This is a genomic window from Pseudarthrobacter sp. PS3-L1 (assembly GCF_030063285.1).
In the GTDB taxonomy this organism is placed as follows: domain Bacteria; phylum Actinomycetota; class Actinomycetes; order Actinomycetales; family Micrococcaceae; genus Arthrobacter.
Genome location: NZ_JASISU010000004.1, coordinates 183,888 through 203,242 on the forward strand (window position 1 = coordinate 183,888; position 19,355 = coordinate 203,242).

25 protein-coding genes are annotated in these 19,355 nt (G+C 59.4%); 24 read left to right on the top strand and 1 reads right to left on the bottom strand.

Annotated elements, in window-relative coordinates; translation table 11 throughout:
• Window positions 1-63: 63 nt before the first annotated feature.
• From QMG79_RS12150 to map, 24 genes are all read left to right on the top strand, one after another.
• Complete coding sequence (locus tag QMG79_RS12150) at window positions 64-4,455, top strand: hypothetical protein (RefSeq protein ID WP_283538865.1); 4,392 nt, start codon at window positions 64-66, stop codon at window positions 4,453-4,455.
• Between the two features lie 526 nt (window positions 4,456-4,981).
• Complete coding sequence (rpsJ, locus tag QMG79_RS12155) at window positions 4,982-5,290, top strand: 30S ribosomal protein S10 (RefSeq protein WP_038464699.1); 309 nt, start codon at window positions 4,982-4,984, stop codon at window positions 5,288-5,290.
• A 17-nt stretch (window positions 5,291-5,307) separates the two neighbouring features.
• Window positions 5,308-5,958 (top strand): 50S ribosomal protein L3, encoded by a 651-nt coding sequence (gene rplC / locus QMG79_RS12160; RefSeq protein ID WP_283538866.1) that lies wholly within the window; start codon window positions 5,308-5,310, stop codon window positions 5,956-5,958.
• 4 nt (window positions 5,959-5,962) lie between these two features.
• Entirely contained in the window at window positions 5,963-6,586 is a 624-nt protein-coding gene (gene rplD, locus QMG79_RS12165; RefSeq protein ID WP_283538867.1) for a 50S ribosomal protein L4, read from the top strand.
• Window positions 6,583-6,888 carry a 50S ribosomal protein L23 gene (gene rplW / locus QMG79_RS12170; RefSeq protein ID WP_283538868.1) on the top strand — a complete coding sequence of 102 codons (306 nt, stop codon included), beginning with the start codon at window positions 6,583-6,585 and terminating at the stop codon, window positions 6,886-6,888. Before rplD ends, rplW begins: the two co-directional genes overlap by 4 nt.
• Before the next feature lie 29 nt (window positions 6,889-6,917).
• A complete protein-coding gene (rplB, locus tag QMG79_RS12175) occupies window positions 6,918-7,757 on the top strand; it encodes a 50S ribosomal protein L2 (protein ID WP_283538869.1) in 840 nt (279 codons plus the stop codon).
• A gap of 12 nt (window positions 7,758-7,769) precedes the next feature.
• Window positions 7,770-8,051: a 30S ribosomal protein S19 gene (gene rpsS / locus QMG79_RS12180; protein ID WP_003803803.1), complete on the top strand. Its 282-nt coding sequence runs from the start codon at window positions 7,770-7,772 to the stop codon at window positions 8,049-8,051.
• Window positions 8,052-8,089: 38 nt separating this feature from the next.
• Window positions 8,090-8,455 (top strand): 50S ribosomal protein L22, encoded by a 366-nt coding sequence (gene rplV / locus QMG79_RS12185; RefSeq protein ID WP_283538870.1) that lies wholly within the window; start codon window positions 8,090-8,092, stop codon window positions 8,453-8,455.
• Entirely contained in the window at window positions 8,456-9,301 is an 846-nt protein-coding gene (gene rpsC / locus QMG79_RS12190; RefSeq protein WP_283538871.1) for a 30S ribosomal protein S3, read from the top strand.
• Window positions 9,302-9,718 (top strand): 50S ribosomal protein L16, encoded by a 417-nt coding sequence (gene rplP / locus QMG79_RS12195; RefSeq protein ID WP_283538872.1) that lies wholly within the window; start codon window positions 9,302-9,304, stop codon window positions 9,716-9,718. It begins immediately after the preceding gene.
• 2 nt (window positions 9,719-9,720) lie between these two features.
• Complete coding sequence (rpmC, locus tag QMG79_RS12200) at window positions 9,721-10,050, top strand: 50S ribosomal protein L29 (RefSeq protein WP_283538873.1); 330 nt, start codon at window positions 9,721-9,723, stop codon at window positions 10,048-10,050.
• A complete protein-coding gene (gene rpsQ, locus QMG79_RS12205; protein ID WP_283538874.1) occupies window positions 10,047-10,352 on the top strand; it encodes a 30S ribosomal protein S17 in 306 nt (101 codons plus the stop codon). The genes rpmC and rpsQ overlap by 4 nt, the downstream gene beginning before the upstream one ends.
• 368 nt (window positions 10,353-10,720) lie before the next feature.
• On the top strand, window positions 10,721-11,089 hold the full coding sequence (gene rplN / locus QMG79_RS12210; protein WP_283538875.1) for a 50S ribosomal protein L14: 369 nt from the start codon (window positions 10,721-10,723) through the stop codon (window positions 11,087-11,089).
• 3 nt (window positions 11,090-11,092) lie between these two features.
• On the top strand, window positions 11,093-11,452 hold the full coding sequence (gene rplX, locus QMG79_RS12215; protein WP_283538876.1) for a 50S ribosomal protein L24: 360 nt from the start codon (window positions 11,093-11,095) through the stop codon (window positions 11,450-11,452).
• Window positions 11,452-12,033, top strand: a complete 582-nt coding sequence (gene rplE / locus QMG79_RS12220) for a 50S ribosomal protein L5 (protein ID WP_283538877.1) — start codon at window positions 11,452-11,454, stop codon at window positions 12,031-12,033. Before rplX ends, rplE begins: the two co-directional genes overlap by 1 nt.
• Window positions 12,034-12,125: 92 nt before the next feature.
• Window positions 12,126-12,524 carry a 30S ribosomal protein S8 gene (gene rpsH, locus QMG79_RS12225; protein ID WP_283538878.1) on the top strand — a complete coding sequence of 133 codons (399 nt, stop codon included), beginning with the start codon at window positions 12,126-12,128 and terminating at the stop codon, window positions 12,522-12,524.
• A gap of 18 nt (window positions 12,525-12,542) precedes the next feature.
• Window positions 12,543-13,079, top strand: coding sequence for a 50S ribosomal protein L6 (gene rplF, locus QMG79_RS12230; protein ID WP_283538879.1), 537 nt, complete (start codon window positions 12,543-12,545; stop codon window positions 13,077-13,079).
• Window positions 13,080-13,081: 2 nt separating this feature from the next.
• Window positions 13,082-13,465, top strand: coding sequence for a 50S ribosomal protein L18 (gene rplR / locus QMG79_RS12235; protein ID WP_283538880.1), 384 nt, complete (start codon window positions 13,082-13,084; stop codon window positions 13,463-13,465).
• Window positions 13,466-13,491: 26 nt separating this feature from the next.
• On the top strand, window positions 13,492-14,193 hold the full coding sequence (gene rpsE / locus QMG79_RS12240) for a 30S ribosomal protein S5 (protein WP_502934747.1): 702 nt from the start codon (window positions 13,492-13,494) through the stop codon (window positions 14,191-14,193).
• A 3-nt stretch (window positions 14,194-14,196) separates the two neighbouring features.
• Window positions 14,197-14,403: a 50S ribosomal protein L30 gene (gene rpmD, locus QMG79_RS12245; protein ID WP_283538882.1), complete on the top strand. Its 207-nt coding sequence runs from the start codon at window positions 14,197-14,199 to the stop codon at window positions 14,401-14,403.
• Window positions 14,404-14,898 (top strand): 50S ribosomal protein L15, encoded by a 495-nt coding sequence (gene rplO, locus QMG79_RS12250; RefSeq protein ID WP_283538883.1) that lies wholly within the window; start codon window positions 14,404-14,406, stop codon window positions 14,896-14,898. It abuts the gene before it with no gap.
• 194 nt (window positions 14,899-15,092) lie between these two features.
• On the top strand, window positions 15,093-16,403 hold the full coding sequence (gene secY / locus QMG79_RS12255; RefSeq protein ID WP_283538884.1) for a preprotein translocase subunit SecY: 1,311 nt from the start codon (window positions 15,093-15,095) through the stop codon (window positions 16,401-16,403).
• A gap of 5 nt (window positions 16,404-16,408) precedes the next feature.
• A complete protein-coding gene (locus QMG79_RS12260) occupies window positions 16,409-16,978 on the top strand; it encodes an adenylate kinase (protein ID WP_283539248.1) in 570 nt (189 codons plus the stop codon).
• Between the two features lie 74 nt (window positions 16,979-17,052).
• A complete protein-coding gene (gene map / locus QMG79_RS12265; protein WP_283538885.1) occupies window positions 17,053-17,880 on the top strand; it encodes a type I methionyl aminopeptidase in 828 nt (275 codons plus the stop codon).
• A gap of 115 nt (window positions 17,881-17,995) precedes the next feature.
• Here map and QMG79_RS12270 read toward each other — a convergent pair whose 3' ends face one another.
• On the bottom strand, window positions 17,996-19,342 hold the full coding sequence (locus QMG79_RS12270) for an ABC transporter substrate-binding protein (RefSeq protein WP_283538886.1): 1,347 nt from the start codon (window positions 19,340-19,342) through the stop codon (window positions 17,996-17,998).
• Between the last annotated feature and the right edge of the window lie 13 nt (window positions 19,343-19,355).

Genomic DNA, 19,355 nt, shown 5'->3' on the forward strand with positions numbered 1-19,355 from the left:
TATTATGTTTGAATTCTCTTGGGAATTTTAGCCGCAGGCCACGTGGTGGGGAAACGGGAAGCCATGAATGAAGATGCATATGGGCAGGGCTTTCGGGCTGGCCATCTCCAGGGTTGGCAGGACGCCGTTGCGAAATACGGATTGACCCTGGCGGGTACAGCCAGCCCGGTAGCGAACTCGAATGAGTCCGAGATGATGCGGGGACCGGAGCAGGGACGTGTCACTGCCATGCCGTCGCGATCAGTGGGGTGGGGGACTGAAGGGTCTGCGGTGATTCCGACGGAACCTTTGCTCGCTTCCGATTCCGTGTCGAGGGTTCCGGGAAATCCTGAAAACAACCATCCCAGTCCACTCAACCGCGCACCGTACTACTTCCCCACCCAACAGCATTATGCTCAACCTGTTGCATTGAGCCCTGCAGAACTAGGCCGTCGTAAAGCGAAGCGCGATAATCAGAACATCAACATCACGCTCTACGTCGCAAGTTTACTTTTTGTTGCGGCGGCAGGGCTGTTCGTCGGGATTGGCCTGCCCCCAGCGGTAAGTTTTGTTGCCATGTGTGGAATGACTGCTGCCTTTTACGGAGCAGGACTGTCCTTGCACGCCCGCGTCCCTCGACTGCGGCCAGCCTCCATGGCCTTTACCGGCACGGGCCTGGCCCTTATTCCGGTGTGTGGTCTGAGCATGTACGGGTTCATTCTGCCCAATGGTCCGGCAGCTTGGTTCGTAACATCAATTCTGGGACTGGTTGCCTATTCCTATGCTGCTCTCCGGCTGTCCAGCCGCGTCCTTGTGTATCTGTCACTGGCATTCATTCTCTCAACGGCGATGGCAGCCGCGCCTACCCTTGGCGCCGCCGTGGTCTGGAATTATATGGCTGTCATAGCAACGGCGGCCGGGCTGACTTTTGCCTCCCGGCTCGCCCCGGCATGGATGCCCGGGATATTTCTGGAGCCTGCCCGGATTGTGCATCCGCTGGTGATACCTGCGGTGTGTGCCGCAGCAACGGTAGTTCCTGGGCTTGGCGGTTATGGTTACACGGCAGTACTGGGGCTCTCTGGGATCTATTATTCCGCGCTCATATTTGCGAGTGGGTCCAGGGCGGCCCTCTGGGATCTTTATGGAGCCAGGCTCACCCTGACGCTTGCGCTGGGGACGCTGGTTGGCAGCATCAGCGGCTCTGGGCAGTCTGGACTGGTGGCAGTAGTTGGTCTTGTCTCCGTCCAGTCGGCATGTCTCGCGGCAGCGCAGGATTACCTCGCCCGGCATTTCCCGCTGGCCTACAAGCACAGAAAGGGATGTGCGCTTCGGCGCGGGGCGTGGAGAACTGACAGTTTCGTGACGTTCGGTGTGGCTGCGACGCTCAGTCTGGTGCTCCTGGTCCTCACCGCCCTTGACCGGGGTGGAGTCGGTGCCGTGTCATTCAGTGGGCGCGGAACGCCGGGGTGGCAACCCACCGTGGCGGTGGTGATCCTGAGCGCCGCTGGAATGTACCTTGGCTGGAAAAATCGGGGCGTCGCTGAGTATGCGGCGTTGGTACCTTTTGTCTTCGCTGTTGTCATGAATCAGGCTTTGCTGCCGTGGGCCTCCGTGCTGCTTCTTGGCGCATGGACGTGCTGGTGGGCATTCCGCTGCAGTCGTGAGCAGGTTGGGCGTTCCCTGCTCGTGCTGTTTGCACGGATAGCCGTGACCGTGTTTGTTCCGCTGTTGGTCTATCAGTCCGATCCCACAAGCCCGGATTGTCTCCGCCGTGTCCTGCTGGCATTTGTCCTAGTTCTTGCGGTCCAGCTCGTGGTAACCGGCGTGCTCGAGGTTCGTTTGGTCGAAACCGTTGCCCCGCGTGTCACTGCCCTCATCTGCTACGCCGTGGGCCTGGGGGCAGTGCTTAGCATGGCGGGTTTCGGCGCCGAAAACAGCGGGCCACTTCTGATTGCCGTGCTGTTCCTCCTGGCCGGTGTGCTGATGTCGGGCTGGCTACTCCTGAGGAATGCCAGTCGATCGTGGGATGATGCGGCAGTGGCCTGGAGCGTGCCATTGATCGGGCTGGTTATGGCGCTCCTGGCCCGGAGCCAGATCTCTGCCTACGCGGAGATGGTGGTCTTTGTGATGCTCGTTGGCTACTTCGTGGCTTCGGCCCACAAGCTGCCTTCTCTTCGTCACTGGTATTGGTTGTCTGCCCGAGCAGCCGGAACGGCTGCACTGCTTGAATGGCTGGCGGAAAGTGAGCGTCGAGGGAGTATTGACGACGTGGGCAATGCCCTCTCGCCGATCATGGTCGCCGCAGTCGTGGTACTTGTGGCCCAGATGGCATTTCCGCTCATCTGTGCATATCGCGGCAGGGCGGCATCCTGGGTTGTAGCCGATGTTGCCGGAAGCCTGGTCTTGACCAGCATCCTGGCTCTTGCGATGGTTTTAACACACCAGGACTATATCTACGGCTATTCAGTCCTGAGCAGGACCCCGGACTTTTCGCTCGTGTCTGCCCTGGCGCAGGGAGCAGTCCTCGGATTCGTTGCCCTCGCCTCAGTAACTGCAGGTTGGGTCCTCTGCGGTAGACCCGGGGCGTGGCTCTTGGCTCCCGGAGTGGCCCTGGTGGTGTTTGGTGCAGGATCAGGGAATATCTTCAGTTGTGAATTTGCTCTTCTGATTTTTGCTGCTTTTAGTTCCGTCATGACTGCGAAGGCGTCCGAGCCGATTGCGAAAGGTTCCTATTTCATTGCAGCGCGGATCCTGTTTGCCGCCCTTGCCGTGCTGGTCACCTACCACTACACGTCGTCGTACGTCGTGGTCTCAGTGTCAATGGCATTGGTTCTCGGAGCCCAGCACTGTGTCCGCTGGTTGCTGCGGCATCGACTTGAGAGCGTTCCCTTCCAGCAGGGAGCCGTGTGGATCACGCTGGCCGGGCAGTGCCTACTTCCCGTATCCGGGGTTATTTCCCTGCACAGTGGGGTAGCTGCAGCAGAGCGGGGCACGCGGTGGATGATTCTTCTAGAACTTGTCCTTTTGTTGGTATCGGCTCTATTTGCTGACAGATTCTTCAGGGCACGGGGAGCCAACCACTTTGCTGTTGGCGCGGTACTTGCTGCGGTGGTTGTTCTGGGACCCCTGGGTACTTCAAGCACCAACGGCAACCACTTCCTAGCAGGGCAGGTGATCAGCTCCGTAGGAGTGGTCCTGTCCATGGTGTTGATCACAGCCGTCGCCTGTGGAGCGGGCATCAGGTTCAGCTCCTCGCCCAGCGGAGCCAATCGTTCACTGTGGCTTAGTGCTAGCGGTGGCGGACTGCTGGTAGCGGGCCTCACTCTGGCTATAGTCCCAGCGGGCTCTTTCACCCTACTGCTCTCGCTGACTGTCCTTGCCGCGGCAGCTGTTTTGCTGATTTCATCACATACGGAGGATCTGGCATTCCTCTACCCGCCGGCTGCGATAGCTGGTGTGGTGGGATTTAACGTGCTGAGCCATGCACTTCTGGCGGGTGCAGTAGAGCAGGGCCGGCTCGCAGGCCCATGGGCGGCCTATCTTCCCCTCCTGACGGGAAGTCTGGTCGCGGGACTCATCCTTTACGGTGCTTTTCTAGCACAGTTTGCACCCGTCCTGTTGGCTTCCGAAAGGTCCGTGTCGATCAGGAATGGCACCCTTGCCTGGGGAGGGGTCGGCGCTCTTGCACTGCCGGGTGTCCTCGGACTATGGACAAGCGAGACGGTTTGGACTGCTGCGGTTGTTCTGCTCCTGACAATCGCCGCGGTGGTCCATGCTGTTCCCCGACGTGCCAAGCGCCTCACGCTGGAGATGGGAACAGTCTTTGCTGTGGCAGCTGTGCAGCAGGCGTCGATTCATAGCATCGGCTTGTGGGGGAGTAATGGGCGCTGGCTGGGAGGGGAAATCTTCAGCGAGCCGTTCTGGGTACTCCAGTGGTTTGTCGTGTCAGGCGCCGGACTGGCTGCGCTGCGATATTGGCATAACAGCCCACATCTTGGCCGGGCCTACCTGGCCGGCTCAGCTGGCCTGCTCACGCTCAGCTCAGCTATTGCCTTGTTTTCCGCGGGTGACGGGCAGCAGCTGGTGATACTGGTGGGGCTGGTCCTGGTTCTTATCGCAGGGCTCTTGGTTCGGGACCGGCTGTTTGTCTGGTGGGGTGCGTTGGGAGTGACCCTCTGCATTGTCTGGGCGCTCCGGGGCTACACATTCCTGCTGCTCATAGTCATTGCAGTGGGACTGGTATCTTTCGCACTGTGGCGGCTCATCCGCAGCCGGCCAGAAACGGCCGAGAAGGACTCAATGCCCCAGCCACCGGGAAAAGGACTTGCACCCAGTGCAGCGGCACGGTGGCCCGGGCACCAGCAGCCAGGCACCCAGCTTCCTCCTGGGCCGGAACGTAGCCCTGCGTCCGGGAACCGCCCCGACGGCGCTGATACGCTGGAGCCAACTGAAAGGGGCGCCTCGTGGGATGGCTGATATTTTTGCTGCTCATCATTGCTGTTGTGGGCGGGGTGTTCTGGTTGCGCCGAAATTTCCGGACCGAGATTGAACGCGCCAAGCGAATCACTCGGAGCCGACGCGATACCTGATTCTCCAGCGGTGCGGTCCTGGAGAGCGCCGTGGGCTTTGCGGAAGCGGGAAAATTGCCTCTATCTAGCGGTCGATTCGCTTCTGCCTTAGATATCAGACATACTGGATGAGTTGTTCAAGCGCTTCCTCGCGTCCCGATCCGGATAATGCCGGATGTCAGGGTCCAAGTGGAAGACCAAACATAACCCACTCTCTTCGGAAATTTCGAGTGTGTTCGCGTGAAAAGACGCGACACGCCCGACCGCGGGGGTCGGTTACGTCGGCAGGTTGAGGAACCCGGATTAGTCCGGATTCAGCTTGTGCGGCGGGTGGTAGTTACAGACTTCAAATGCTGCGGCAGCCACATGCAACACGAATAGTGAACAGAGCAGCCCTAATCGGAGCGGCACTAACTGAAAGAGAGTCAGGCGACATGGCGGGACAAAAAATCCGCATCCGGCTGAAGTCATACGACCACGAGGTCATTGACGTTTCAGCCCGGAAGATCGTTGAGACGGTCACGCGCGCAGGCGCAACGGTGGTTGGCCCTGTGCCGCTGCCCACGGAGAAGAACATCTACTGTGTTATTCGCTCTCCTCACAAGTACAAAGACAGCCGCGAGCACTTTGAAATGCGCACGCACAAGCGTCTTATCGACATCATCGATCCCACGCCCAAGGCTGTTGATTCGCTCATGCGTCTCGACCTGCCGGCAGACGTGAACATCGAAATCAAGCTGTAGGGAGGTGCTGAGAGACTATGACCGCAACCCGTAACGTAAAGGGCCTGTTGGGCACGAAGCTCGGCATGACCCAGGTCTGGGACGAGAACAACAAGCTCATCCCCGTCACTGTGGTCCAGGCGGATTCGAACGTCATCACCCAGCTGCGCAATGCAGATGTTGATGGCTACGTAGCCGTTCAGATCGGCTACGGCCAGATCGATCCTCGCAAGGTCACCAAGCCATTGGCTGGTCACTTTGAAAAGGCAGGCGTCACGCCTCGCCGTCACGTCGTCGAAATTCGTACCGCAGATGCTGCTGAGTACTCGCTGGGCCAGGAGCTCTCTGTTGAGACCTTCGAAGCCGGCCAGAAAGTCGACGTCATGGGCACCACCAAGGGCAAGGGCTTCGCCGGCGTTATGAAGCGTCACGGCTTCCACGGTGTTGGAGCTTCCCACGGTGCTCACAAAAACCACCGTAAGCCCGGTTCAATCGGTGGCGCATCCACCCCGAGCCGCGTCTTCAAGGGCATGAAAATGGCCGGCCGCATGGGCGCCGTTCGCCACACCACGCTGAACCTCACGGTTCACGGTGTCGACGTCGAGAAGTCGCTGCTCCTCATCAAGGGTGCCGTCCCCGGCGCCCGCGGCCAGGTCGTCCTCGTACGCACCGCCGTGAAGGGAGCCTAGTTCAATGGCAAACACTGTCAAGGTTGACCTGCCTGCAGAGATCTTCGACGTACAGACCAACGTGCCGTTGCTGCACCAGGTCGTCGTTGCCCAGCTCGCTGCTGCCCGCCAGGGAACCCACAAGACCAAAACCCGTGCTGAGGTTTCAGGCGCAGGCCGTAAGCCGTTCAAGCAGAAGGGTACCGGCCGTGCCCGTCAGGGCTCGATCCGTGCTCCTCACATGACTGGCGGTGGCGTCGTCCACGGACCGACACCTCGCGACTACAGCCAGCGGACACCCAAAAAGATGATTGCCGCTGCACTGCGTGGCGCTCTTTCTGACCGTGCCCGTAACGGCCGTATCCACGTTGTCTCTGAACTGGTTGCCGGCACCAAGCCGTCTGCCCAGGGCGCACTGGCAACACTGCGTGAGGTGTCCGAGCGGAAAAACCTGCTCGTCGTCATCGAACGCGCCAATGATGTTGCTGCGCTGTCCGTGCGCAACCTCGAGGCTGTTCACGTTCTTTACGCAGACCAGCTGAACACTTACGACGTGCTCGTCTCCGACGACGTTGTCTTCACCAAGGCTGCCTACGAAGCATTCGTTGCTCACCGGGCAGTGGCAAAGAACGAGGAGGATGCCAAGTGAGTGCAGCCACCATCAAAGATCCGCGTGACGTCGTGCTTGCACCTGTCGTCTCGGAAAAAAGCTACGGCCTGATCGATGAGGGCAAGTACACCTTCCTGGTGGACCCCCGCTCGAACAAGACCGAGATCAAGCTGGCCGTAGAGAAAATCTTCTCTGTCAAGGTCGAATCGATCAACACCATCAACCGTGCCGGTAAGCGCAAGCGCACCAAATTCGGATGGGGAACCCGCAAGAACACCAAGCGTGCGATTGTCTCCCTCAAAGAAGGCACTATCGACATCTTCGGCGGTCCGCTCGCGTAGCGGAGACCACTTTAACGAGGAAATAAATTATGGGAATCCGTAAATACAAGCCGACTACCCCGGGCCGTCGTGGCTCGAGCGTAGCGGACTTCACAGAAATCACGCGGTCGACGCCGGAAAAGTCGTTGGTTCGTCCTCTCCCCAAAAAGGGTGGACGTAACAACACCGGTAAGATCACAACCCGTCACAAGGGTGGTGGACACAAGCGTCAGTACCGTCTGATCGACTTCCGTCGCCACGACAAAGACGGCGTTGACGCCCGCGTTGCCGAAATCGAGTACGATCCGAACCGCACGGCTCGCATCGCTCTCCTGCACTACGTTGATGGCACCAAGCGTTACATCATCGCCCCGAACAAGCTCTCCCAGGGCGATTTCGTTGAAGCAGGCGCCAACGCTGACATCAAGCCCGGCAACAACCTGCCGCTGCGCAACATCCCCGTGGGTACTGTTATCCACGCTGTTGAGCTGCGTCCGGGTGGCGGCGCCAAGATGGCCCGCTCCGCTGGTGCTTCGGTTCAGCTTGTTGCAAGGGAAGGCCGTTACGCCCAGCTGCGTCTGCCGTCCGGAGAAATCCGCAACGTTGACGTCCGCTGCCGCGCCACGATCGGCGAGGTCGGCAACGCCGAACAGTCGAACATCAACTGGGGCAAGGCTGGCCGTATGCGCTGGAAGGGCGTTCGCCCGACAGTTCGTGGTGTAGCCATGAACCCGATCGATCACCCGCACGGTGGTGGCGAGGGTAAGACGTCCGGTGGACGTCACCCCGTCAACCCGAACGGTAAGCGTGAAGGCCGCACCCGCCGCCCCAACAAAGAGAGCGACAAGCTTATTGTTCGTCGCCGTCGTACTGGCAAGAACAAGCGATAGGAGCCTGGACACATGCCACGCAGCCTGAAAAAAGGTCCTTTCGTTGACCAGCACCTCTTTGTGAAGGTAGCCAGGGAAAACGAAAAGGGCACCAAGAACGTCATCAAGACCTGGTCCCGCCGTTCGATGATCATCCCCGACATGCTCGGGCACACGATCGCCGTACACGACGGACGCAAGCACATCCCCGTGTTTGTCACTGAGTCGATGGTCGGGCACAAGCTCGGCGAATTCGCTCCTACGCGGACATTCCGCGGCCATGTCAAGGACGACCGTAAGGGCAAGCGCCGCTAGGCGCCTGCACTTACGTCAAAGACGAGAGAAGGAAAGCAATGGAAGCCAAGGCAATTGCGCGCCACATCCGCGTAACGCCTATGAAGGCCCGGCGCGTCGTCAACCTTGTTCGTGGTTTGCAAGCGAATGAGGCTCTGGCAATTCTGAAGTTTGCCCCACAGGCAGCTTCGGAGCCGGTATTCAAGGTAGTACAGTCGGCAATCTCCAATGCCCGGGTCCTCGCGGACCGCGACGGCGTTGCGTTTGACGAAAGTGACCTCATCATCAGCGAGATGTTCGTTGATGAAGGCCCAACAATGAAGCGGTTCCAGCCGCGTGCTCAGGGTCGTGCATTTCAGATCAAGAAGCGCACCAGCCACATCACCGTGGTTGTCGCTACACCTGAGAAAGAGGAGGCTCGCTAAGTGGGACAGAAAGTTAACCCGCATGGGTTCCGACTCGGCATCACCACGGATCACGTATCGCACTGGTTCGCTGACAGCACCAAAGCCGGCCAGCGGTACAAGGACTTCGTTCGCGAAGACATTCGTATCCGCCAGCTCATGTCTACGGGCATGGAACGCGCTGGTATCGCCAGGGTAGAGATCGAGCGCACCCGTGACCGTGTCCGTGTGGATATCCACACAGCACGTCCCGGTATCGTCATCGGTCGCCGTGGAGCAGAAGCAGACCGCATCCGCGGCGAGCTGGAGAAGCTCACCGGCAAGCAGGTCCAGCTGAACATCCTCGAGGTCAAGAACCCCGAGATGGAAGCACAGCTTGTCGCCCAGGGCGTTGCCGAGCAGCTGACTTCACGCGTGGCATTCCGCCGTGCAATGAAGAAGGCTATGCAGTCCGCTCAGCGTGCAGGTGCCAAGGGCATCCGTATCGCCTGCTCCGGTCGACTGGGTGGGGCCGAAATGTCCCGCTCGGAGTTCTACCGCGAAGGCCGTGTGCCCCTGCACACCCTGCGTGCGAACATCGACTACGGCTTCTACGAAGCCAAGACCACCTTCGGCCGTATTGGCGTGAAGGTATGGATCTACAAGGGCGACCTCACTTCCAAGGAACTGGCACAGCAGGCAGCTGCTGCACCGTCCCGCGGACGTGGCCCGAGTGACCGTCCGGGCCGCCCGGCGGGCGCTGACCGTGGTGACCGCCGTCGTCGCACTGACCGTCCGGCAGCCGAAGCAGCTCCTGCTGCAGAGGCTCCGGCCGCAGAAGCCGCAGCCGCAGGTTCGGCACAGGCAGTAGAAGGAGGACAGGCTTAAATGCTTATCCCACGTCGAGTCAAGCACCGTAAGCAGCACCACCCGGGTCGTTCCGGCAATGCTACGGGTGGTACCAAGGTCTCGTTCGGTGAGTGGGGTATCCAGGCTCTGAGCCCGGCATACGTCACCAACCGTCAGATCGAGTCCGCTCGTATCGCTATGACCCGCCACATCAAGCGTGGCGGAAAGGTCTGGATCAACATCTACCCGGACCGTCCGTTGACGAAGAAGCCTGCCGAAACCCGCATGGGTTCCGGTAAGGGTTCTCCGGAATGGTGGGTCTCCAACGTCAAGCCGGGTCGGGTTCTCTTTGAGATCTCCGGTGTTGACGAAGAAACGGCCCGCGAGGCACTTCGCCTGGCGATCCACAAACTCCCGTTGAAGGCACGCATTCTGCGTCGCGAAGGTGGTGAATAGAAATGGCAGTAGGATCCAAGGATTTGGCTCCGGCACAGCTGGACGGTTTCGATAACGAGCGTCTCGTGGAGGAACTCCGCAAGGCCAAGGAAGAGCTGTTCAACCTGCGTTTCCAGTCAGCCACCGGCCAGCTGGAGAATCACGGTCGCCTGCGCGCGGTAAAGAAGGACATCGCCCGCATTTACACCGTTCTCCGTGAGCGCGAGCTGGGCATTCGTGCCGAGGTCATCGCCCCGGTGGTGGAGGCCAAGGAAGAAAAGAAGTCCAAGAAGTCGACAGCAAAGAAGGCCGAAAAGGCTGAAAAGGCTGAGACCGAGGAGGACGCCAAGTGAGTGAAAAGGACGAGAACGTGACGGAAGCTGCTACAGACGCCACGGCCGATCTGCGCGGCCAGCGCAAGACGCGTCGCGGCTACGTGGTCTCGGACAAGATGGAAAAGACCATCGTTGTCCAGGTTGAAGACCGCGTGAAGCACGCCCTGTACGGCAAGGTTCTGCGCCGCACATCAAAGGTCAAGGTCCATGACGAGGAAAACGGGGCCGGCATCGGCGACCTCGTGCTCATCGCAGAGACCCGGCCGCTGTCAGCCACCAAGCGGTGGCGTCTCGTGGAGATCCTCGAGAAGGCCAAGTAACACCGGCCACGGCAACTAAGAAAGCCCTCGCTTCCCTTTGGGGAGCGGGGGCTTTTTTCTTTTGGCGCGCTCCGGCTGAAACGTGCCCACGATGGGGGAGCCGGGCCATTCTGTGCTAGGATATTGAGTTTGTATGGCGCCCTCTGTGCGCCGTCATCAACCTCGTAAACAATCGTGCCAAAGCACAGTGCATCCAGCCATTCGGTCTGACCGTTAGGAGCTGGCTGCAACTGCTCCTGGCACTGGCGTTTAGGCTTGGTCTGGCAAAATCCAGGCAAGTCAAGAGACACCCCGATCAACCGTTCCGCAAGGCTCATTCCGTAGGAATAATTTCGGTCTGAGAACCGGCGCGACGCAAGGAGTAAATAGTGATTCAGCAGGAGTCGCGACTCAAGGTCGCCGACAACACGGGTGCTAAGGAAATCCTTACCATTCGCGTTCTCGGTGGCTCTGGCCGTCGTTACGCAGGCATCGGTGACGTTATCGTCGCCACCGTCAAGGATGCAATCCCTGGCGGCAACGTAAAGAAGGGCGACGTCGTCAAGGCTGTCATCGTCCGTACAAAGAAGGAACGCCGTCGCTCGGATGGTTCCTATATCAAGTTTGATGAGAACGCAGCTGTGATCCTGAAGGCTGACGGTGACCCCCGCGGTACCCGTATCTTCGGACCGGTTGGTCGTGAACTTCGCGACAAGAAGTTCATGAAGATCGTTTCTCTGGCTCCGGAGGTGCTGTAGTCCATGGCTAAGATCAAAAAGGGTGACCTGGTTCAGGTCATCACTGGCGCCAAGGCTGAGCGTGGCGGAGACCGCGGCAAGCAGGGCAAAGTCCTGCGCGTATTCCCGGAGGCCAACCGCGTGTTGGTTGAGGGAATCAACCGCGTCACCAAGCACACCAAGGTTGGCCAGTCGCAGCGCGGCACCAACACCGGTGGCATTGAGGTAGTCGAAGCCTCGATCCACATCTCCAATGTGGCCCTGGTGGATCCTTCTACCAAGAAGCCCACCCGCGTCGGTTTCCGCACTGAGACTGTTGAGCGCGATGGCGTTCAGCGCGAAGTGCGTGTCCGCGTGGCCAAGAGCTCAGGGAAGGACATCTAATGACTGAGACTCTCGAGACTCCGGCAGCGAAGATCGTTCCTCGTCTGAAGACCAAGTACGCGGATTCCATCAAGGGTGCGCTGACTGAGGAATTCAACTACCAGAACGTCAACCAGGTACCCCGTCTGGTCAAGGTTGTTGTGAACATGGGTGTTGGAGATGCCGCCAAGGACTCCAAGCTGATCGACGGCGCTGTCCGCGATCTTACCCTGATCACTGGCCAGAAGCCGATGGTCACCAAGGCACGGAAGTCGATCGCACAGTTCAAGCTGCGCGAAGGCATGCCCATCGGTGCGCACGCAACCTTGCGTGGCGACCGTATGTGGGAATTCCTCGACCGCCTGGTCTCCCTCGCACTGCCCCGTATCCGCGATTTCCGCGGCCTCAGCGGCAAGCAGTTCGACGGTAACGGTAACTACACCTTCGGTCTGACCGAACAGGTTATGTTCCACGAAATCGACCAGGACTCCATCGACCGCGTACGCGGCATGGACATCACGGTTGTTACCACCGCCAAGACCGATAACGAAGGCCGCTCGCTGCTCAAGGCGCTTGGCTTCCCGTTCAAGGCCGAAGACTAATCTAACTACGTAAAAGGTCCGGCGGCGCGTAACTGGAGCAATCCAGGAACATCAGGCCGCGGAAACCGTTATGAGGAAGGGCAAGAGCCCACATGACAATGACTGACCCAGTCGCAGACATGCTTACGCGTCTGCGCAACGCAAACTCGGCTTACCACGATTCCGTGTCCATGCCGTACAGCAAATTGAAGGCACGTGTTGCCGACATCCTGAAGGCCGAAGGTTTTATCGCCGGCTGGAAGGAAGAAGAAGCGGAGGTTGGCAAGAAGCTGACCCTCGATCTGAAATTCGGGCCGAACCGCGAGCGTTCAATCGCTGGCATTCGCCGCATTTCCAAGCCGGGTCTCCGCGTTTACGCGAAGTCCACCAACCTGCCGCACGTGCTCGGTGGCCTGGGTATCGCTATCCTGTCCACCTCTTCCGGCCTCCTGACTGACAAGCAGGCCGGCAAGAAGGGCGTGGGCGGCGAAGTCCTCGCTTACGTCTGGTAACGGGAAAGGAAGAGAATAATGTCACGTATTGGACGTCTCCCCATCACCGTTCCTGCCGGCGTTGAGGTCAAGGTTGACGGCTCTGTCGTCACCGTCAAGGGTGCCAAGGGCGAGCTGAACCACACTGTGGCCAGCCCGATCGAGGTTTCACTTGAAGCGGATACCCTGACTGTCGCCCGCCCGAACGACGAGCGTAACTCCCGTTCACTCCACGGCCTCACGCGCACCCTGATCTCAAACATGATCGACGGTGTGACAAAGGGTTATGAGAAGAAGCTTGAAATCGTAGGTACTGGTTACCGCGTTCAGGCCAAGGGAAGCGACCTTGAGTTCGCTCTCGGCTACAGCCACTCGGTTAGCGTCACCGCGCCGGCTGGCATCACCTTTGCAGTAGAGACCCCGACCAAGCTCTCTGTATCAGGTATCAACAAGCAGCAGGTCGGCGAGGTTGCTGCCAACATTCGCAAGCTTCGGAAGCCGGACCCCTATAAGGGCAAGGGCATTCGCTATGCTGGCGAAGTCATCCGCCGCAAGGTCGGAAAGGCTGGTAAGTAACCATGGCCATCGCAATTAATAAGAAGCGTACGAACAAGAGCAAGTCTGCCAAGCGCAGCCGCCGCCAGCTTCGTATCCGCAAGCGCATCTCAGGTACGGCTCTTCGCCCCCGCCTGGTGGTAAACCGCTCTTCACGTCACGTATTTGTCCAGGTTGTCGATGACACCAAGGGACAGACCGTAGCCAGCGCCTCCACTTTGGAAGCTGACCTTCGGGCATTTGACGGTGACAAGGTGGCCAAGGCCAAGCGCGTTGGTGAGCTCGTTGCCGAGCGTGCCAAGGCTGCTGGTATCGAGGCAGTCGTCTTCGACCGTGGTGGTAACAAGTACCACGGCCGGATCGCCGCCGTCGCTGATGGCGCACGTGAAGGTGGGCTGTCACTGTGACGGAAGCAAACAACGAAAAGGACACTGTGTCTGCAGATCAGAAGGCAACTGTTGCCGCAGCTGCACCAGCCACTGACGCTACTGCACCCGCAGCCGCTGCTGACGATCGCCGTGGCGGCGCCCGTCGCGGCGAGCGTGGTGACCGTGGCCAGGGCCGTGGAGACCGTGGCGGCCGTGGTGGCCGCGACGGTGGACGCGAAGCTGAGAAGAACCAGTTCGTGGAGCGCGTCGTAACCATCAACCGCGTTTCCAAGGTCGTCAAGGGTGGTCGTCGCTTCAGCTTCACCGCACTCGTCGTCGTTGGTGACGGTAACGGAATGGTCGGCGTGGGCTACGGCAAGGCCAAGGAAGTTCCCGCAGCCATCGCCAAGGGTGTTGAAGAAGCCAAGAAATCCTTCTTCCGCGTTCCCCGCGTCGGCAGCACCATCCCGCACCGTGTGCAGGGTGAGGCAGCAGCAGGCGTCGTCATGCTCCGTCCGGCTTCCGCCGGTACGGGTGTTATTGCTGGCGGTCCGGTGCGTGCGGTACTGGAATGCGTGGGAATCCACGACATCCTCTCCAAGTCCCTGGGTTCTTCAAACGCCATCAACATCGTGCACGCCACGGTTGATGCCCTGAAGCGACTCGAAGAGCCGGCAGCTGTGGCAGCACGCCGCGGCCTGCCGCTGGACGAGGTTGCTCCGGCGGCCCTGGTCAAGGCACTGCTGAACCAGAAGACAGGAGCCTAGGCCATGGCCAAGAACCTGATTCCCTCTGACTCACAGTTGGAGATCACTCAGATCAAGTCCGCCATTGGCGGCAAGCAGAACCAGCGCGACACCCTCCGGTCCCTCGGACTGAAGCGGATTGGGCACACTGTTGTCCGCACCGCCGATTCCGTAACCGTTGGAATGCTCAACACGGTTCCGCACCTGGTAAAGGTAGAGGAGGCGAAGTAAATGGCAGAGAAGAAGACCGCCGTAAAGGCACAGGACGCCACTGCTGAGAAGCAGAACGCCCTGAAGGTTCACCACCTGCGTCCCGCTCCGGGTGCCAAAACCGCCAAGACCCGTGTTGGTCGTGGTGAAGGTTCCAAGGGTAAGACCGCCGGTCGCGGTACCAAGGGTACTAAGGCCCGCTACCAGATCAAGGCTGGCTTTGCCGGTGGCCAGTTGCCGCTGCACATGCGCCTGCCGAAGCTGCGCGGGTTCAAGAACCCGTTCCGGGTTGAGTACCAGGTTGTTAACCTGGACAAGCTCAGCGAGCTGTTCCCGGATGGTGGCGACGTCACCGTAGAGAACCTGGTTGCGAAGGGTGCCGTTCGCAAGAACCAGCCCGTCAAGGTTCTCGCCACCGGCGACATCACCGTCAAGGTGAACGTCACCGTTGACAAGTTCTCGGCTACTGCCGCAGAAAAGATCACAGCAGCAGGCGGAACTGTTACTTCGCTCTAGGGATTCCTAGGGCTGTTACGGTATCGCATGGTGTAAAACTCCCGGTTGGGAGGGCTTAGGCCCTTCTGGCCGGGAGTTTTTTTGTTTTGGAAACTCGCTAGAATTGCTCCTTGGCCATGATCACCCGCTAGACTCGGTTGTTGGGATTATTGACGCCCACCTTTTCCTTTCTTTCCATCCCCTCAGGAGGACGCGTGCTTAGCGCAATTGGCCGGGCGTTCCGGACGCCTGATCTGCGACGTAAGTTGCTGTTCACGCTCGGAATCATCACGATCTTCCGCTTGGGTGCTTTCATCCCCTCGCCGGGTGTGGACTACCAGAACGTCCAGCAGTGCCTCCAGAACGGACAAACGGCAGGCGGTTTGTACCAGCTGGTGAACTTGTTCAGCGGTGGTGCACTGCTGCAGGTATCGATTTTCGCGTTGGGCATCATGCCGTACATTACGGCCAGTATCATTGTGCAACTCCTGAGGGTGGTCATTCCCCGTTTCCAGCAGCTGCACGAAGAAGGGTCTTCGGGGCAGTCAAAGTTGACGCAGTACACCCGTTACCTGACTATCGCCCTGGGACTCTTGAACGCCACCACCCTGGTGTCGTTGGCCCGTTCAGGCCAACTGCTTCCCGGGTGTGCCCTGCCGATCATTCCGGATGACAGCCTCATCACCACGATCCTCATCATCATCACCCTCACGGCCGGCACTGGTCTCATCATGTGGATGGGCGAACTGGTGACCGAGAAGGGCGTCGGCAATGGCATGTCGTTGCTGATCTTCACCTCCATCGCTGCGAGCTTCCCCACGTCATTGGGTGCCATCTGGACGGCCCAGGGCCCTGGCACCTTCCTCATCGTTCTTCTCGTGGGTATCCTCACCGTTGCCCTGGTGGTCTTCGTTGAGCAGTCCCAGCGCAGGATCCCGGTGCAATACGCCAAGCGCATGATTGGGCGACGCACAGTAGGCGGCACCAGCACCTACATCCCCATTAAGGTGAACATGGCCGGCGTCGTGCCCGTCATCTTTGCGTCGTCGATGTTGTACCTCCCCGGGTTGATCTCCCAGTTCAATCAGCCAACGAACGGCGAGCCGGTAGCTCCCTGGGTTGAGTGGATCAACAACAACCTCACCCGAGGCGACCACCCCATCTACATGGTGCTGTACTTTGCCATGATTGTGTTCTTCACCTACTTCTACGTCGCGATTACCTTCAATCCTGAAGAGGTCTCGGACAACATGAAGAAGTACGGCGGCTTTATCCCCGGTATCCGGGCGGGCAAGCCTACCGCTGACTACCTGCAGTACGTCCTGTCCAGAATTACGCTCCCGGGTGCCATCTACCTCGGCGCTGTTGCGTTGATTCCGCTGATCGCCCTGGTCCTGATCAACGCGAACCAGAATTTCCCGTTTGGCGGTACCTCAATCCTGATCATGGTCGGAGTTGGGTTGGAAACCGTAAAGCAGATTGACGCACAGTTGCAGCAACGTCACTACGAAGGGCTATTGCGATGACCAGAATGTTGATTATCGGACCTCCGGGTTCAGGTAAGGGTACCCAGGCGGAAAAGATTTCCGAGCGCCTAGGTGTTGTAGCGATTTCCACCGGAGATATTTTCCGTGCCAACGTCAAGGGTGAGACCCCCCTGGGCGTCGAGGCCAAAAAATACATGGACGCTGGTGACTTTGTTCCCGACAGCGTGACAAACAAGATGGTGCGCGATCGTCTGGGCGAGGACGACGTGGACAAAGGATTTCTGCTAGATGGCTACCCGCGCACAACCGCGCAGGTCGATTATCTTGAAGGAATCCTGGCAGATACAGGGGACAAGCTCGATGTAGTTCTGCAGCTGACTGCAGATGACGAGGAGCTGGTGGTTCGCCTCCTGGGTAGGGCCAAGGACACTGGACGAAGCGACGACAACGAGCACGTCATTCGGCACCGGCTGAATCTCTACCACGACCAGACGGAAGCCGTCGTGGCAAAATATTCCGAACGTGGCGTCCTGACCAAGGTTGATGGCATTGGCGGAATTGACGAGGTCACGGATCGTGTCATGGCAGCCATCAAACAGGCACAGGGCTCCTGATTCAGCCCAGAACGTTCCATGAGGCCCCTCCCCGGAATGGGGAGGGGCCTTTTCGTCTGTGAAAGGACCCGATCATGGCTTTCAGCCAGCCTCGTATTGAATACAAGACCAACCAGCAGATGCGCACCATGGCCGAGGCAGGAGTCGTCCTCAGCAGGGCCCTTGATGCAGCGGTGGCTGCTGCTACCCCGGGGGCCTCCACCAAGGATCTGGACGCCGTGTTTGCAGGGGTTCTCCGGGATGCCGGTGCTACGTCCAACTTCCTTGGGTACCACGGCTTCCCGGCCACTATCTGCACATCAGTTAATGAGGAAGTGGTGCATGGGATCCCCGGGAGCCGCATCCTCAAGGATGGCGACATCATTTCCATTGATGGTGGGGCCATTATCGATGGGTGGCACTCAGACTCTGCACGCACCACCGTTGTTGGCACGGCGTCCGCGGATGATATGCGTCTCTCAGAGGTCACGGAGGCTGCAATGTGGCGGGGGATCGCGGCGTTGGCCACGGGCAAGCATGTCGGTGACATTGGCGGGGCCATTGACGATTACGTCTCGTCCGTTCCGGGCAAACCCCTGGGCATCCTCGAGGACTATGTGGGGCACGGTATTGGTTCGGCAATGCATATGGCACCAGATGTGCTGAACTACCGCACCAGCCATCGCGGTCCGAAGATACGCCCGGGGCTGTGCTTGGCAATCGAGCCGATGCTGGTCCTCGGAAGCATTGAGACGGCCGTCCTGGAGGACGACTGGACGGTTGTCACCACGGATGGAAAGCGTGCCTGCCAGTGGGAACATTCAGTGGCAGTTCACGACGGCGGCATCTGGGTTTTGTCATCAGCTGACGGTGGAGCCGCGAAGCTTGCTCCGCTGGGTGTTGTCCCTGTGCCAATTCCCTAGTCCCCGTCTCATGGGAGATTCATGATGAACGCACTGATCCCTGGTACCGCTGCCGAAAGGCTGCAGTACCAGGGATCAGTGCGTTCTGTGTGCGGCTGCCATCACGGCAGCGACGCTACGCCTTGAGTCGTGGTTTGACGTCCATCTCATAGATACCCTCAAGAGTGGCCTTCAGCTCGGTCATGGTGGCCTGCACATCTGCTTCCTGTGTCAGGATCTTCGCGGCTGCTTTCGCCATCTCCTGGTCGGCCCCGGGGATGAAGACGCGGGCGTGGTCCTGCACCCGAGTAACCGCAAGCTGATCCATGGCTGTCTTGATCTGTGGTGTAGTGGCGAGGACTGCGCTCATGTCTGCTGATTTACGAGTCGGCATGTAGCCGGTGGCAGCTGAGAACGCAGCTGTGTTTTCAGGTTCAGTGATGAACTGCAAGAACATGGCTGCTGCGAGCTGCTCTTCCTTGGTGACACCGCTGGGAATACCGAGGCCGGCGCCGCCCGTGGGGCAGACCTCCGTGGTGGCCTTTGGCCCGCCCGGGAGGAAACCGACACCAACCGGGAAAGGGGCCGACTTCAGGACACCAATCAGTGAACCTGTGGAGGAGAGTGTGGCCGAGGCCAGACCCGCGGAGAAATCGTCGGCTGATTCCTTGGACGACACCCCAGCCCACGCATCCTTGTATACCGAATCCTGGGCCGCCTGGAGGGCAGCTACAGATTCCGGTGAATCGCAGGTCATGGTCCACTCGTTGGACCATGCGCCACCCTGGCCCCACAGGTTGTTCTGAAGTGTCCAGCCTGCGTAGCCGGCCAGCGCGGGGTGCATGAACGCATACTGCGCGCCGGTGGCGGCCTTTAGCTTGGGTGCCCAGCCTGCGAATTCCTGCCACGTGGCGGGTGCGCGGTCCGGCAGGCCCGCTGCGGCGAAGTGGTCCTTGTTGTAATAGAACAGGGGTGTCGACCGTCCGTACGGAAGCGCCCACTGCTTTCCGTCGTATTTGTAGTCGTCCACCAGGGAAGTGCGGAAATCACCAAGTTGCACATCCAGCTTGGTGATAAGGGAGTCCAAGGGAATGATGCTCTCGTTGAGGTAGTAGCGGAACCACCACACGTCGGAGAGGACCACAAGGGCAGGCAGCCCAGAATTGGCTGCCTGGGCAGTCTGGAATTTCTGCGCAATTTCCTCATAGTTTGCTCCTGCGGTCACCAGATTGACCTTGATGTCCGGATGCTTTGCTTGGAATTTCTCGATCAGGCTCTTTTCGACATCCTGCGACTTGCCGGGGTGGGTGGACCAGAAATCGAACGATGCTGCGGGCGTGACACCTGCGAAGTCGACGTCGGCAGCTGGGGTCGCTGCCGTGTCGGAACCAGTAGCGGGTCCACCGCAGGCGGTCAGTGCGGCGGCGCCGACTCCAGCGCCAGCGAGGGAGAGGAAAAGCCTTCGATCAAGATTCAGTGCCATGGGTGATGCCTTT

Excerpts from the sequence above, each read along its gene's own strand:
- QMG79_RS12150 (WP_283538865.1), top strand. The coding sequence starts at position 64 with ATGAATGAAGATGCATATGGGCAGGGCTTTCGGGCTGGCCATCTCCAG.
- rpsJ (WP_038464699.1), top strand. The coding sequence starts at position 4,982 with ATGGCGGGACAAAAAATCCGCATCCGGCTGAAGTCATACGACCACGAG.
- rplC (WP_283538866.1), top strand. The coding sequence starts at position 5,308 with ATGACCGCAACCCGTAACGTAAAGGGCCTGTTGGGCACGAAGCTCGGC.
- rplD (WP_283538867.1), top strand. The coding sequence starts at position 5,963 with ATGGCAAACACTGTCAAGGTTGACCTGCCTGCAGAGATCTTCGACGTA.
- rplB (WP_283538869.1), top strand. The coding sequence starts at position 6,918 with ATGGGAATCCGTAAATACAAGCCGACTACCCCGGGCCGTCGTGGCTCG.
- rpsS (WP_003803803.1), top strand. The coding sequence starts at position 7,770 with ATGCCACGCAGCCTGAAAAAAGGTCCTTTCGTTGACCAGCACCTCTTT.
- rplV (WP_283538870.1), top strand. The coding sequence starts at position 8,090 with ATGGAAGCCAAGGCAATTGCGCGCCACATCCGCGTAACGCCTATGAAG.
- rplP (WP_283538872.1), top strand. The coding sequence starts at position 9,302 with ATGCTTATCCCACGTCGAGTCAAGCACCGTAAGCAGCACCACCCGGGT.
- rpmC (WP_283538873.1), top strand. The coding sequence starts at position 9,721 with ATGGCAGTAGGATCCAAGGATTTGGCTCCGGCACAGCTGGACGGTTTC.
- rplX (WP_283538876.1), top strand. The coding sequence starts at position 11,093 with ATGGCTAAGATCAAAAAGGGTGACCTGGTTCAGGTCATCACTGGCGCC.
- rplE (WP_283538877.1), top strand. The coding sequence starts at position 11,452 with ATGACTGAGACTCTCGAGACTCCGGCAGCGAAGATCGTTCCTCGTCTG.
- rpsH (WP_283538878.1), top strand. The coding sequence starts at position 12,126 with ATGACAATGACTGACCCAGTCGCAGACATGCTTACGCGTCTGCGCAAC.
- rplF (WP_283538879.1), top strand. The coding sequence starts at position 12,543 with ATGTCACGTATTGGACGTCTCCCCATCACCGTTCCTGCCGGCGTTGAG.
- rplR (WP_283538880.1), top strand. The coding sequence starts at position 13,082 with ATGGCCATCGCAATTAATAAGAAGCGTACGAACAAGAGCAAGTCTGCC.
- rpmD (WP_283538882.1), top strand. The coding sequence starts at position 14,197 with ATGGCCAAGAACCTGATTCCCTCTGACTCACAGTTGGAGATCACTCAG.
- rplO (WP_283538883.1), top strand. The coding sequence starts at position 14,404 with ATGGCAGAGAAGAAGACCGCCGTAAAGGCACAGGACGCCACTGCTGAG.
- QMG79_RS12260 (WP_283539248.1), top strand. The coding sequence starts at position 16,409 with ATGTTGATTATCGGACCTCCGGGTTCAGGTAAGGGTACCCAGGCGGAA.
- map (WP_283538885.1), top strand. The coding sequence starts at position 17,053 with ATGGCTTTCAGCCAGCCTCGTATTGAATACAAGACCAACCAGCAGATG.
- QMG79_RS12270 (WP_283538886.1), bottom strand. The coding sequence starts at position 19,342 with ATGGCACTGAATCTTGATCGAAGGCTTTTCCTCTCCCTCGCTGGCGCT.